We start from the raw sequence: 12,973 nt of genomic DNA on the forward strand, positions 1-12,973 counted from the left end.
CGGCAAGTCTTGGTTGACTGATATTGCTGACTTGGTGCGGCTTGATGGGTGGATCAACGGGCGCGCCGTCCTATCAATGGCGGCTGTACCACCAAGTAAGCCGCCTTAGGTGTCAGCGTGATCTATGTGGCGCACGTGGTTACTGGTGAGGAGTTGGCGTCCGGCATGGCGGCGTTGTTCAAGGTGATTGATGCGGTAAAACAGCAGCAACTGCCGGGCATACCTGGGTATCAACAACTCAGCCCGGCGATCACGCTCGATCCGCAGCAACTGTCGCTCGCGTCCGGGAACCTGCCATGGCCGGCGGTGCAGGATGCCGACGGCAACGAGCTGCCACGTCGGGCGAGCATCAACAGTTATGGTTTTGGCGGCGTCAATGCCCATCTGGTGGTGGAGGAATTTGTTGATCATCTGCGTGTAACTGCAGCTGATATCGGGCCGCAACTGATCCTGTTGGCTGCGTGACGGCCTGAACCTGATCATCGGCGGCCCGACAGGCGTAGGCAAAACGTGGCTCGCCTGCGCGCTGGCCCATAAGGCTTGCCGGGACGGTTACAGCGTGCGTTATCTTCGTCTGCCTCGCTTGATGGAAGAACTGGGCCTGGCCCACGGCGACGGTCGCTTCGCCAAACTCATGGCGGGTTATGCCAAGACCGATCTGCTGATCCTGGACGACTGGGGCCTTGCACCGTTTACCGCCGCGCAGCGGCGCGACATGCTGGAACTGCTGGACGACCGTTACGGAAACCGCTCGACGCTGGTGACCAGCCAGATGCCGGTGAATAAGTGGCATGCGCTGATCGGTGATCCGACCTTGGGCGATGCGATCCTAGACCGGCTGGTGCACAACGCTTACCGCATCGAACTGAAGGGCAAATCGATGCGCAGGCGCGCAACGAAATTGACTGCAACCGGGACTTCAGACTAACAATGCGAACCTGCGTCGCTGCGCTCCGACTGCCTCTCCAAGTGAGCGTGGAATGAGTGTCCAAATGATCGTGGGCTGAGTGTCCAAGTGTTGTGGAATCCGCACTCTAAAACCACAACTGATGCAGTTGCGGTCGTTTCCGTCAGAAAAATAACATCATGACTGAGTGGGGGCTTTTCCGCCCCATCTGACTCCTCGGCTTCTGATCCTCCGCTGTGACAATCTTTATTCTTCGAAAAACCCCATCATTTTTTGTAAATTCAAGATTTGTGACAGAGTTTATTAATTTTTTGCCACGCAGGTTTTGGCTGGAGGCCTCGAAATAAAAGGGGGCTTGTGACAACCTTTATTCCTAGGACACAGCTGCCTGAAGGCGTTGCGAACTGGCGACACACTGGTCGTGTGGAAACTGGATCGGCTCGGACGCGACCTGCGACATCTCATCAACACCGTGCACGACCTGACTGGGCGCGGCATCGGCTTGAAGGTATTAACCGGGCACGGCGCGGCCATCGACACCACGACCGCCGCCGGCAAGCTGGTCTTTGGCATCTTCGCCGCCCTGGCCGAGTTCGAGCGCGAGTTGATCGCGGAGCGCACGATTGCCGGCCTAGCCTCGGCCCGCGCGCGCGGGCGGAAAGGCGGCCGGCCGTTCAAGATGACCGCCGCCAAGCTGCGGCTGGCGATGGCGGCAATGGGTCAGCCAGAGACCAAGGTCGGCGACCTGTGCCAGGAACTTGGCGTCACGCGGCAGACCCTGTATCGGCATGTTTCACCCAAGGGTGAGCTACGTCCAGATGGCGAGAAGCTACTCAGCCGAATTTGATGCCGGCATGAGGCAACGTAGCGACAGCGTGGTTTGTCTCAATGGGAAGCGCTCATGATCGATCTTTGAAGGCCCGCAGCAGTCGTGTCACAGACAGGACGAACAAACCGGTCAGCGTGAGGGCTGCGATACCCCAGTACTCTCCGATGAACGCGCCGGCCGTCGTGCCGGCCAGCACAATGGCGAGAATCGGCAAATGGCAGGGACAGGTGAGCACGGCCAGCGCGCCCCACAGGTAGCCGGTGATCGGTTTGTGCGTCTCGGACGGCAAGCGCTCGGGGCTGTTCATGGCAGACTCTCCGCGTGCTGTGCCGGCTCGGTCGGCATGGTGGCCAACTGCACCTCCAGATCGGCCAACGCTTCGCGCCGACGCTCGACGAACTGGCGCAGAACGGCAAGCTGCGCGGCCGCTTCATCGCCGTCCGCAGCATCCAGCGCCCGGCACAGCCGCGCCAGCGCGTCCAGGCCGATGCCCGCCTCGAAGGCCGCCCGCACGAAGCACAGCCGTTGCAAGGCGGCATCATCGAACAGGCCATAGCCGCCCGGGGTGCACGCCACCGGACGCAGCAATCCGCGCAGCAGGTAGTCGCGCACGATATGCACGCTCACCCCGGCATCAAGGGCCAGCCGGGACACGGTGTAGGCGCTCATTGAAAACCTCCTTTTTTTATCCAGCGCAGCAGGAAAGCTGCTTCACGTCCTTGTTGAAGGTCTGCGCCGCAAGCTTCAACCCCTCGACCATTGTCAGGTAGGGGAACAACTGGTCGGCCAGTTCCTGCACCGTCATGCGGTTGCGGATGGCGAGCACCGCCGTCTGGATCAGTTCGCCCGCTTCCGGGGCCACCGCCTGCACGCCGATGAGCCGTCCGCTACCTTCCTCGATGACCAGCTTGATGAAGCCGCGTGTGTCGAAGTTGGCAAGCGCTCGCGGAACGTTGTCGAGTGTCAGCGTGCGACTGTCGGTCTCGATGCCATCGTGGTGCGCTTCCGCCTCGCTGTAGCCCACGGTGGCGACTTGCGGGTCGGTGAACACCACTGCCGGCATCGCGGTCAGATTGAGGGCTGCGTCGCCGCCGGTCATGTTGATCGCGGCACGGGTGCCGGCGGCCGCTGCCACGTAGACGAACTGCGGCTGGTCGGTGCAGTCGCCGGCCGCGTAGATGTTCGGGTTGCTCGTGCGCATGCCTTGGTCGATAACGATGGCCCCTTGCGCATTGACAGTGACCCCCGCCGCGTCCAGCGCGAGGCTGCGCGTATTCGGTGCCCGACCGGTGGCAACCAGCAACTTGTCAGCGCGCAATTCACCGTGTCCGGTGGTCAGCACGAATTCGCCGTTCACATGGGCGACCTGGCTGGCTTGCGTGTGCTCCAGCACCTCGATGCCCTCGGCGCGGAAAGCGGCTGTCACGGCCTCGCCGATGGCCGGGTCTTCCCGGAAGAACAAGGTGCTGCGTGCCAGGATCGTGACCTGGCTGCCGAGCCGGGCAAAGGCTTGCGCCAGTTCCAACGCCACCACCGACGAACCGATCACGGCCAGGCGTGCGGGAATGGTGTCGCTGACAAGCGCTTCGGTGGAAGTCCAGTAGGGTGACTCTTTCAGGCCCGGAATCGGCGGCACGGCCGGACTGGCACCGGTGGCGACCAGGCAGCGGTCGAACGTTACCTCGCGCTCGCCACCCTCGTTCAAACGGACGACCAGGCTCTGGTCGTCCTTGAAACGCGCTTCACCGTGCAAAACGGTGATGGCTGGATTGCCGTCCAGGATGCCTTCGTATTTGGCGTGCCGCAGTTCATCGACACGGGCCTGCTGCTGGGCCAGCAGTTTGCTGCGGTCAATCGCAGGCACAGTTGCCGCAATACCGCCGTCGAACGGACTTTCCCGGCGCAGATGGGCAATATGGGCAGCGCGGATCATGATCTTGGACGGCACACAGCCGATATTGACGCAGGTGCCGCCGATGGTGCCGCGTTCGATCAGCGTGACCGTCGCGCCTTGCTCGACGGCCTTCAGCGCCGCCGCCATCGCGGCCCCGCCGCTGCCAATGATGGCGATATGCAAACCGGCGCCCTCAAGTGCATCACGGATTTTTGGTTCATCTTTGAAATCACCAACCCGGATCGAGCCTTGATAACCCAATGCGGCGATGGCGGCCAGCAGTTGGTTGTGGCTCACGGCGGTGTCTGCCATGACTTGCGCGCGGCTTTCTGGATAGGACACCACAGCGGCATTCACGCCGGGAATCTTTTCCAAAGCATCTTTGACATGGGTGGCGCAGGATGTGCAGGTCATGCCATTCACGGTGATTTCGGTCATTTTTTTACTCCATTGAATTTCGGGGTGCAGCAGGCATCGGCTTGGCGTTTTCGTTGGATGGCGTAGATGGTCAAGCCGATGAAAATCGCCAGCGCAGGCAGCAGCACATAGTCCAGATAGCCGGTCAGCGCGGACAAGCCGACCACACCGAGCAAAATGACCAGAACAGGGGTGAAGCAACACAGCGCCACGAGGGTTGTGCCAATGATGCTGACCCGCAGCAGTGTCTTCGGGTCTTTCATGATCAGTTCTTGACTGATGATGGGTAGCCCGCATCCTCGGTAGCCTTGGTCAGTTTCTGCACGCTGGTCTTGGCATCATCGAAGGTGACCACCGCTTCGCGCGTCTCGAAGGTCACGTCAACTTTACTGACGCCATCGACCTTGGAAATCGCCTTCTTGACAGTGATCGGACAGGCCGAGCAGGTCATGCCCGGTACGGACAGCGTAACGGTCTGGGTGGCGGCCCACACGGGGGCAACAACGGCAGCGAGGGCAAGGGCGGAAAGCAGCTTTTTCATGGTGAACTCCTGTGATCAATAGAAAAATGGCACGACGTAGGGAAATCCGAGCGCGACCAAAACCAGCACGGCCACGCCCCAGAAAATGAGCTTGTAAGTAGCTCGCACTTGGGGAATCGCGCAAACCTCACCCGGTTTGCAGGCGGCTGACGGCCGGTAGATGCGCCGCCAGGCGAAGAACAACGCCACCAGCGCCACGCCGATAAAGATGGGGCGATAGGGTTCCAACACCGTCAAGTTGCCGATCCAAGCGCCGCTGAACCCCAAGGCGATCAGAACCAGCGGCCCGAGGCAGCAAGCCGAGGCGAGGATGGCGGCCAGCCCGCCAGTGAAGAGCGCGCCGCGCCCGTTTTGAGGTTCAGACATACGTTTGTCCTTTCGAATCTGAATTGGATAGCTTAAGCTTACTTCCGTAGTTATGTACGGAGTCAAGCGATATGGAAAACAATTTGGAGAACCTGACCATTGGCGTTTTCGCCAGGACGGCCGGGGTCAATGTGGAGACCATCCGGTTCTATCAGCGCAAGGGCTTGCTCCCGGAACCGGACAAGCCTTACGGCAGCATTCGCCGCTATGGCGAGACGGATGTAACGCGGGTGCGCTTCGTGAAATCAGCCCAGCGGTTGGGCTTCAGCCTGGATGAGATCGCCGAGCTGCTGCGGCTGGAGGATGGCACCCATTGCGAGGAAGCCAGCAGCCTGGCCGAGCACAAGCTCAAGGACGTGCGCGAGAGGATGGCTGACCTGGCGCGCATGGAGGCCGTGCTGTCTGATTTGGTGTGCGCCTGCCATGCGCGGAAGGGGAACGTTTCCTGCCCGCTGATTGCGTCACTGCAAGGGAAGAAAGAACCGCGCAGTGCGGACGCGGTGTAGCCCGAGGGAACTACGCCTTAGCGTGCTTTATTTTCCGTTTTCTGAGGCGACTCCAACGTCAGAAAAGACCGTGCGGTCGACTTTTGATATTTCGTGCTGTCGCCTTCTGAAAGTGACACGCGGCACGGGAATCAAGGCATTGCGATTCTCGAAAATAGTTCTTGAAATTCTATTCTTGATTGCATATCATCTCAACGAGTTTCGATAAGAAAGGATGCCCATGCGACCGTCTGTTGTGCTTGACATGAAGCGAAGCGCAGTGCGTGAAGCGGTAGGCCGCTTTCGCGCCGCGAACCCGCGCGTCTTCGGCTCGGTGCTGCATGGCACCGACCGGGATGGCAGCGACCTCGACCTGTTGGTCGATGCGCTGCCCGGTGCCACGTTGTTGGACTTGGGCGATTTGGAAGAAGAACTGAAATCGCTGCTCGGCGTTGACGTCGATCTGCTGACTCCCGGCGACCTGCCGCCGAAGTTCCGGGCCAAGGTGCTCGCGGAGGCGCAACCGATATGAGCGAGAACCGCCTGCCCGATTACCTCGACCACATTCAGCAGGCCGCAACCGATGCGCGCAGCTTCGTGGAAGGGATGGCCAAGGACGACTTCTTGGCCGACAAGCGCACCCAGCAGGCCGTCATCATGAGCCTGATCGTCATCGGCGAGGCGGCCACAAAGGTGATGGATGGCTACGTCGAGTTCACCCAGGCGCATGCCGACGTGCCGTGGCGCAGCATGCGCAATATGCGTAATCGCATGGCTCACGGCTATTTCGACATCAACCTCGATGTGGTGTGGGAGACGGTACAGGAATGGCTGCCGGCGTTGCTCCAGCAATTGCCCGCCGTGCGTCAGGATGCCGACGATGAAGACCGTAACGACAAAGGCATGGAGCCATGACCAATCAAGCCGCCGATGTTCGGCCCCTCTGGCGTGTTCGATCCCGCGACCTATGAGCCGCGCTCGGGCAAGACCTTCTGGATGGCCGCAACGGACGTGAGTTCGCTGGTGGGCAAGGAGGCAGCAGCCGACACGCTCATCGGCAACTGCACGACCGCACGACCAGCCTCCCGTTCAAATTCGAGTTAGAACTCATATCCAGCCTGTCTGGGGGCACTGTGAAAGAGGGATCTCCGATGACTGTTGAATCGAGAATATTTTCTGTAGCCGAGTATGTTCAGCCGTCCGAAGGCGAGCCTATTCGTTCCGTTGTGCTTGAAACCCGAGACTCAATTATCGTGGTTTGGCATGTCCATCCCGGGCAGGAAATTGCGGCTCACATTCATCCTCACGGCCAAGACACGTGGACTGTTTTGTCGGGAATGGCTGATTACTTTCAGGGCAATGGGATTGTTCGTGCCCTCAGGGAAGGTGAGATAGCCGTGGCAAGACCGGGCCAAGTGCACGGGGCGCGAAATACAGGTACCGAGCCATTTGTGTTCGTCTCGGTTGTGGCATCAGCCAATGCCGGTTTCGTATTGGCTGAGCGATAGAGCCCAATCTCTGGAGTTGGTCCAATGAGCGGTCGGGGAGATAGGTAACAGACATGCAGCGGACACGGCTGCTAAACCAGGTCGCAAACCTCCTTGCGTCGCAGCGTGCCGCAAGCGACGCGATCAATCGAATGGGGTCGGCATGAGACTGAACACCATCCAGTTCCCGACCGCGTAGCCGCCTGTCCTGCCGATCAGGTCTTGACCATCGACGCCTGGGATCAGTCCTGAATGTTCTTGGAGACCACTACGTTATGAGCCGCAGCCGCCGCAAAACACCCATCGTCGGGCACACGACCTGCGGCAGCGAGCGCGAGGACAAGAAGCTCTGGCATCAGCGCTGGCGCACCCGTGAGCGCACGGCGCTGACCAGCGCGTCGCCCGAAGCCCTGAGCGCCCATCTGCCCCTGCTGGAAAACCAGGCCAGCAGCGTCTGGTCGATGGGCAAGGATGGCCGCTCCTACTGGCCCGTCAAGCGCCAGGCCGCCACGGCGGATCGCATCGCCAATCACAAGGGACGCAACCCGCAAGAACGCGCCTCCCTGAAAAAGCGCCTGCTGCGCAAGTGGATGAGCAAATGAAGCTCTCCTTCCATCAGCACATTGCGCTGTTCTGGATGATCGGTGCTCCGGGCGTCTTCGCGCCCGTGATCGAGAACGCCAAGCGGCCCGATGCCGGCGCCGTCATGGCGTGGGGTGTCGCGATCGTGGCGGTGATGATCCTCTTCACCCCTTTGCTGCTGCGCTGTCCACCATTCCGGCGCTGGTATGGCCGGACGGATGCGCTGTCGGAGCGGCAGCGCCAGGCGCTTGCCGAGCGCGGCCTGCGCCGCTACTACCAGACCGCTTTCGATGACGGCTACGTGCCCCGCGTGATGCCCTACGTGTGGCGCATCATCTGGACGGTCGGCGGGTTGATGGCTGTGACCGCCGTACTGCCTACCAACACCGGACGGCCAGCCTTCGATGCCTTGGTGGTCTTCTCGACCTGGTATCCGATAGGCGTGATGCTGCTGGTTTTCGCGTCGAGGCCCCTTGGCCGGTTGATTCGCCAAAGAGCACAGGAGCGGCGGAAATGAGCACGTCAACCATCGAGGCGCTGGCCAGCGCCTGGGCAAGGATTGCCGAGGAAGCGGAATTCCCCGCTGACTACGAGGGGACTGCCACACCACAAGCGCATCGGGCTAGCGAAGCTATTCAGGAGCAGATTCGGGAGCGCATCGTCGCCACCAACGACATGCGGCTGTTCAGCCTGCTGCACCTGCTGGGTCAGGCGTCGCTGCGCATGGAGCAAGCGCTGTGGCCGGAGGATTACGAGCGGATGACGCGCGAGGTTGAGGAAGCCCTGCGGCAAGCCACCGACGCCAACGCCAGATCGTACACCCACGAAGAAGTGATGCAGGCGATGCAGGAACGCATCGACCGGGCGCGAGACAAGCCATGTTGATTGGCTATGCGCGCGTCTCGACGCAGGATCAGAACCTGGAGCTGCAACGCGAAGCCTTGAGCAAGGCCGGATGTAAAAAGGTCTTCGAGGACAAGGTGAGTGGCACGCGGGCAGACCGGCCTGGCTTGGCCAAGACGCTCGAAATGCTGCGCGAAGGCGATACTTTGGTCGTCTGGAAGCTCGACCGGCTGGGCCGGTCGGTCAAGCAACTGGTCGATCTGGTCGGCGATCTGCACAAGCACGGTGTCCAGTTCAGGAGCCTCACCGACTCCATCGACACCGGCACACCATCCGGGCGGTTCTTCTTCCACGTCATGGCGAGCCTTGCCGAAATGGAGCGCGAGCTGACCGTCGAGCGCACCCGCGCCGGGCTGGAAGTCGCCAAGCAGCTCGGCCGCAAAGGCGGCCGCAAGCCGAAGATGACCGACAGCAAGATCGAGTCGGCCAAGAAGCTGCTGGCCAGCGGGGTGCCGCCCAAGGACGTGGCCAAGAACCTCGGCGTGTCCATTCCGACGCTGTACCGCTGGGTGCCAGCCTCCACGCACGCTTAGCGTGCTTTATTTTCCGTTTTCTGAGACGACCCCTGAAACTGGTCGATGAGATCCTCGACGCCCTGGGCATTACGCCGCTGTCATTCCGCAACCTGGGTGAACTCAGCGGCGGCCAGCAACAACTGGTCTCAATCGCCCAGACGCTGGTGCGCGAACCGCAGATCCTGCTGATGGACGAGCCCACCAGCGCCCTCGACATGCACCGCCAGGTCCAGGTGCTGAACTTCATGCGCGACCTGGCGCGAAAGCGCGAAGTCATCGTGTTCATCGCCATCCATGACCTGAACCAGGCCTTGCGCTTCGCCGATCAGGTGCTGGTCATCGCCGATGGCACCGCTCAGGGCAGCGGCCCGAGCCATGAAGTGATCAACGAGCAGATGCTGCGCGCGGTGTACAAGGTCGAGGCGCGCATCGAACGCTGCAGCCGTGGGCAGCACCATATCCTGATCGACGATATCGTCTGAACCGCTACGGCTGCAGCCCTTCCAGCGCCGTGCCGACCGCTTCCAGTAGCAAGTGCGCATGCTCCTGTTCGAAGGCCAGCAGCGGGCGAATCTTCAGCACGTTTTCCAGCGGCCCGGCAGCACTGATCAATACGCCCTGCTCGCGCATCGCGTTGACCACCTGACGGGTCTGCGTGGCGGCAGGCGCTTTTGTGGCGCGATCGGTCACCAGCTCGACCCCCAGGAACATCCCGGCACCGCGCACATCGCCGATGATCGGGTAACGCTCGGCCAGCTCCCGCAACCCCGTCAACAGACATTCACCCAGGGTGTGCGAGCGCTGCTGCAACTGTTCGTCACGGATGACGTCCAGCACGGCCTGCCCCGCTGCGCAGGACACCGGGTTGCCGCCAAAGGTGTTGAAGTAGCGCATGTTCTGGCCAAAGTGATCGACCACTTGCGCTCGACCGACCAGGCCGGCGATGGGGTGGCCGTTGCCCATCGGCTTGCCCAGGGTCAGGAGGTCGGGGCGCACGTCGTGCCGCTGGAAACCCCACATGTTCAGGCCAGTGCGGGCGAAGCCGGACTGGACTTCATCGGCGATGTACAACAGGCCTTCGGCCTGGGCCAATGCGATCCCTTCGGCGATGCAGCCGGTTGGGCCCGCAAAGACGCCATCGCTGGCGAAAATGCCGTCGAGCAGGATCGCCGCCGGACGAATGCCGTGTTTGCGCAGGTCATCGATGGCCGCACGGACGTCAGCCACGAAGGTCGAGGCCACTTGATCCGCACCCAGCCGATAAGCATCGGGGGCGCGAACGGTGCGCACGTGGGGTGGCAGAACCATGCTCGGGCCGAGCGACGGAGAAAGCTCGGCGATATCACCCGTGACGCCATGATACGCGAAGCGGGTGATGATCACGCCGGTGCCGCCGGTAAACTGTTTGGCGATGCGCAACGCCAGATCGTTGGCCTCGCTGCCGGTGCACGTAAACATGACCCGCTCGAGGTACTCGGGAAAGGTGCCCAGCAGTTGCTCGGCGTAATCGAGCATGCCCTCCTGCAAGTAGCGAGTGTGGGTGTTGAGTTGCCCGGCCTGCCGGCTGATCGCCTCGACCACCCGGGGATGACAATGCCCCACCGACGCCACGTTATTGTAGGCATCCAGATACCGCCGGCCTTGTTCGTCGTACAGCCACACGCCCTCGCCGCGCACCGTGTGCAAGGGGTGTTCGTAGAACAGTCGATAGGCCGGGCCGAGCAACCGTGCCCGGCGTTCGACAAGGCGTTTTTCCTTGTCTGACAGGCGATCGGCATCTTCAGAAGTGAAACCGTTGATCATGCTCATGCGCCAACCTCCTGGGTGCAAGCGGCAAGGATTCTGTCGTGGATCTCGGCGGGTGCCATTGCGGACAATCCCGCCAGGGCATCCTGGGCGCGGTATGAGTTGCGCAGGATGTACTCGCGATTGTCCGGGTGCAGGTCGGCCCGCCAATAATTGATGCACAACGACAACGCCAGGCGTGTGGAGATCAGCACCGGCAGCAGTTGCAATTCTTCGCCGGTGAGGGGATTGACCTGGTGATAGGCGCGGATCATGTCCAGCGCCGGGGCCAGGACGTCGCCCGCCACCCCCAATTGGTACGATGCCGCGACCGCGACCTCGTTGACCAACGGCGCGTGGACCATGTCGCCAAAATCCAGGATGTTGCGCAACACATCGGGCTGATCCGGATCGACGATGATGTTGTGCGGGTTCATGTCGTTATGGATCACCTGGTGGCGCAGCGTGGCGCACTTGCCCAGTACCTGGGATTCGAAGCGGTCCAGGCTGTGTTCGATCCGGTCGCGACGAACGCCCGGCTCGATGTGTTTCAGCCGGGGCCTGAGGCGCTGGGCGTGTTGCATGTCCCACAGCAGGACGTGCCCGGCAGCGGGATGGCTGAAGCCGTCCAGGGCCAGGTCGAACCGGGCGAGCGCTTGGCCCAGGTTCTGCCTGAAATTCACCGATGTGTGGGCGACGCGGTGCAGCGGCAAGCCGTCAACGAAGGACAGGAGACGGACCAACATGCGCTGGCCTTCGATTTCGACCGGCTCCACGAATCGCCCGCCGAGTGATGCAAAGACACGCTGCACCGGCAACGCCGGATCGTTACGCTCGATCTGGAGCATGGCCTGGTTATGGAAGTCCACGACCTGCGGGTTTTCCAATGGATGCGACAACTTGAACAGACGCGACGTACCGTCCGCGAGCATGACCCGGAAATTGAGGTCGCGCTCGCCGCCCAGTTGCTCGAGTTTTCCGCTGATCGCGTAGTGCTGCGCAAGGACCCCAAGGACCTGCCCGTCACTGACACGGGCAGGGGCCGCCTCCAGCAGACAGGGTTGCGCCGATACTTTCTCAAGCGGCATTGTTCATGACTCCTCGCTTCGGTGATGTGGCCTGCTCGCGCAGGCCCCTTGCATTACTTGTTGGCCCAAGCGATGAAACGCTCTTCCAGGTCTTCGCCGTGGTCGATCCAGAACTCGGCATCCGTGGCCCGGGCGTTCTTCAGGTTATCCGGTGAAGTCGGCAGTTTGCTGCCCACCGCCTCATCGACCAGTGCCACGGTTTTGGTGTTGCTTGGCCCATAAGGAATGGCCTCGACAAAGTGCTTCTGCTGAACCGGTGCACTGGCAAACGCGATGAAGTTTTCCGCCAGGGCCTTCTTCGGCGAGCCTTTGACGATGGCCCAGTGATCCAGGTCGTACAGGCTGCCATTCCACTGCATTTCAAACGATTGTCCCTCCGCCTGCGCCGAGGTGACACGCCCGTTATAGGCCGAAGTCATCACCACGTCGCCTGCCGCCAGCCATTGCAACGGCTGCGCGCCGGATTCCCACCACTGGATGTCGGGCTTGATCTGATCCAGTTTGCGGAAGGCCCGCTGCACGCCCTCCTCGGTGCCGAGCAAGGTGTAGACATCTTCCTTGGCCACGCCATCGGCCAACAGGGCGAACTCCAGGGTGAACTTGGCGCCACGGCGCAGGCCGCGCTTGCCGGGGTATTTCTTCACGTCCCAGAAATCCGCCCAGCCCTGTGGCGCGCTGGCGAGTTTTTTCGGGTCGTATGTCAGAACGGTAGACCAGATGAAGATACCCACCCCGCAATCGCTGACGGCGGCCGGGATGAAATCTTCTTTCTTGCCGATGCGCGACCAGTCCAATGGCTCGAACAGGCCTTCGCTACAACCGCGCAACAGCTCGGGGGATTCGACCTCGACCACGTCCCAGCTGGTTTTCCCGGTGTCGGCCATGACCCGGATCTTGGCCATTTCGCCGTTGTAGTCATCGGCCGTGATCGCCACTTTCTTTTCCGAGGTGAAGGGTTTGTAGAAGGCTTTTTCCTGGGCCTGGCGGTTGTTGCCGCCGAAGGACACCACGGTCAGTTTTTCAGCGGCGCTCAAAGGGCCGGCAATCATTCCAAGCATCAGTACAGTTGCGATTTTGCTGTTCATGCGTCTCTCCGAATTCGCTACGTGCGTGAGCGGCAGCTAAGGGATGGCAGGTGGTTTTTTTGTTTTTGGCAGCAATATTTCGGTCAGCG

The 12,973-nt window shown here is 61.4% G+C and carries 18 protein-coding genes and 3 pseudogenes; 12 read left to right on the forward strand and 9 right to left on the reverse strand.

Features of this window, described 5'->3' with window-relative positions:
- Positions 1-117 precede the first annotated feature (117 nt).
- The 3 genes and pseudogenes from AB4P90_RS00720 to AB4P90_RS00730 all read left to right on the forward strand — a co-directional run.
- Entirely contained in the window at positions 118-465 is a 348-nt protein-coding gene (locus AB4P90_RS00720) for a ketoacyl-synthetase C-terminal extension domain-containing protein (RefSeq protein WP_177346358.1), read from the forward strand.
- Positions 455-928, forward strand: a pseudogene (istB, locus tag AB4P90_RS00725) (IS21-like element ISPre4 family helper ATPase IstB); the annotation flags it as partial. The gene AB4P90_RS00720 and the pseudogene istB, both read left to right, overlap by 11 nt.
- Positions 929-1,289: 361 nt before the next feature.
- Positions 1,290-1,754 (forward strand): annotated as a pseudogene (locus tag AB4P90_RS00730) (recombinase family protein); the annotation flags it as partial.
- A 52-nt stretch (positions 1,755-1,806) separates the two neighbouring features.
- Here the strand turns inward: AB4P90_RS00730 and merE are convergent.
- The 6 genes from merE to merT are packed head-to-tail and all read right to left on the reverse strand — an operon-like array spanning position 1,807 to position 4,954.
- Positions 1,807-2,043: a broad-spectrum mercury transporter MerE gene (gene merE, locus AB4P90_RS00735; RefSeq protein WP_001087809.1), complete on the reverse strand. Its 237-nt coding sequence runs from the start codon at positions 2,041-2,043 to the stop codon at positions 1,807-1,809.
- On the reverse strand, positions 2,040-2,405 hold the full coding sequence (gene merD / locus AB4P90_RS00740) for a mercury resistance co-regulator MerD (protein ID WP_003465059.1): 366 nt from the start codon (positions 2,403-2,405) through the stop codon (positions 2,040-2,042). The genes merE and merD overlap by 4 nt, the downstream gene beginning before the upstream one ends.
- 16 nt (positions 2,406-2,421) lie before the next feature.
- Positions 2,422-4,068 (reverse strand): mercury(II) reductase, encoded by a 1,647-nt coding sequence (merA, locus tag AB4P90_RS00745; protein WP_000136268.1) that lies wholly within the window; start codon positions 4,066-4,068, stop codon positions 2,422-2,424.
- Positions 4,065-4,310, reverse strand: a complete 246-nt coding sequence (gene merF, locus AB4P90_RS00750; RefSeq protein WP_000654684.1) for a mercury resistance system transport protein MerF — start codon at positions 4,308-4,310, stop codon at positions 4,065-4,067. The genes merA and merF overlap by 4 nt, the downstream gene beginning before the upstream one ends.
- 2 nt (positions 4,311-4,312) lie before the next feature.
- Positions 4,313-4,588, reverse strand: a complete 276-nt coding sequence (merP, locus tag AB4P90_RS00755; RefSeq protein WP_000735441.1) for a mercury resistance system periplasmic binding protein MerP — start codon at positions 4,586-4,588, stop codon at positions 4,313-4,315.
- Between the two features lie 15 nt (positions 4,589-4,603).
- On the reverse strand, positions 4,604-4,954 hold the full coding sequence (gene merT / locus AB4P90_RS00760; protein WP_001294667.1) for a mercuric ion transporter MerT: 351 nt from the start codon (positions 4,952-4,954) through the stop codon (positions 4,604-4,606).
- 71 nt (positions 4,955-5,025) lie between these two features.
- Between merT and merR the strand changes: the two genes are divergently transcribed.
- From merR to AB4P90_RS00805, 9 genes and pseudogenes are all read left to right on the forward strand, one after another.
- The gene (gene merR, locus AB4P90_RS00765) at positions 5,026-5,460 is read left to right on the forward strand and encodes an Hg(II)-responsive transcriptional regulator (protein ID WP_000429838.1); all 435 of its coding nucleotides are present in this window, start codon (positions 5,026-5,028) and stop codon (positions 5,458-5,460) included.
- Between the two features lie 220 nt (positions 5,461-5,680).
- Positions 5,681-5,971 (forward strand): nucleotidyltransferase family protein, encoded by a 291-nt coding sequence (locus tag AB4P90_RS00770; protein WP_001247892.1) that lies wholly within the window; start codon positions 5,681-5,683, stop codon positions 5,969-5,971.
- Entirely contained in the window at positions 5,968-6,354 is a 387-nt protein-coding gene (locus tag AB4P90_RS00775; RefSeq protein ID WP_003100872.1) for a DUF86 domain-containing protein, read from the forward strand. The genes AB4P90_RS00770 and AB4P90_RS00775 overlap by 4 nt, the downstream gene beginning before the upstream one ends.
- A 236-nt stretch (positions 6,355-6,590) precedes the next feature.
- Positions 6,591-6,947, forward strand: coding sequence for a cupin domain-containing protein (locus AB4P90_RS00780; protein ID WP_003465043.1), 357 nt, complete (start codon positions 6,591-6,593; stop codon positions 6,945-6,947).
- 254 nt (positions 6,948-7,201) lie between these two features.
- Positions 7,202-7,528: a hypothetical protein gene (locus AB4P90_RS00785; protein ID WP_003100858.1), complete on the forward strand. Its 327-nt coding sequence runs from the start codon at positions 7,202-7,204 to the stop codon at positions 7,526-7,528.
- Entirely contained in the window at positions 7,525-8,025 is a 501-nt protein-coding gene (locus AB4P90_RS00790; RefSeq protein WP_003100856.1) for a hypothetical protein, read from the forward strand. The genes AB4P90_RS00785 and AB4P90_RS00790 overlap by 4 nt, the downstream gene beginning before the upstream one ends.
- Positions 8,022-8,393: a hypothetical protein gene (locus tag AB4P90_RS00795; protein ID WP_003100853.1), complete on the forward strand. Its 372-nt coding sequence runs from the start codon at positions 8,022-8,024 to the stop codon at positions 8,391-8,393. Before AB4P90_RS00790 ends, AB4P90_RS00795 begins: the two co-directional genes overlap by 4 nt.
- Entirely contained in the window at positions 8,387-8,944 is a 558-nt protein-coding gene (locus AB4P90_RS00800) for a recombinase family protein (protein ID WP_003100847.1), read from the forward strand. The genes AB4P90_RS00795 and AB4P90_RS00800 overlap by 7 nt, the downstream gene beginning before the upstream one ends.
- A pseudogene (locus AB4P90_RS00805) lies at positions 8,911-9,408 on the forward strand (ABC transporter ATP-binding protein); the annotation flags it as partial. The gene AB4P90_RS00800 and the pseudogene AB4P90_RS00805, both read left to right, overlap by 34 nt.
- A gap of 4 nt (positions 9,409-9,412) precedes the next feature.
- Here AB4P90_RS00805 and AB4P90_RS00810 read toward each other — a convergent pair.
- From AB4P90_RS00810 to AB4P90_RS00820, 3 genes are read right to left on the reverse strand one after another with little or no spacing between them, the layout of a single operon-like run.
- Positions 9,413-10,735, reverse strand: a complete 1,323-nt coding sequence (locus AB4P90_RS00810) for an aspartate aminotransferase family protein (RefSeq protein WP_016487050.1) — start codon at positions 10,733-10,735, stop codon at positions 9,413-9,415.
- Positions 10,732-11,799, reverse strand: a complete 1,068-nt coding sequence (locus AB4P90_RS00815) for a phosphotransferase (RefSeq protein ID WP_016487049.1) — start codon at positions 11,797-11,799, stop codon at positions 10,732-10,734. The genes AB4P90_RS00810 and AB4P90_RS00815 overlap by 4 nt, the downstream gene beginning before the upstream one ends.
- 53 nt (positions 11,800-11,852) lie before the next feature.
- Positions 11,853-12,884, reverse strand: coding sequence for an ABC transporter substrate-binding protein (locus tag AB4P90_RS00820; protein ID WP_060501537.1), 1,032 nt, complete (start codon positions 12,882-12,884; stop codon positions 11,853-11,855).
- Between the last annotated feature and the right edge of the window lie 89 nt (positions 12,885-12,973).

Origin of the sequence: Pseudomonas sp. B16120, assembly GCF_044218845.1 — a bacterium.
Taxonomy (GTDB): domain Bacteria; phylum Pseudomonadota; class Gammaproteobacteria; order Pseudomonadales; family Pseudomonadaceae; genus Aquipseudomonas; species Aquipseudomonas paracarnis.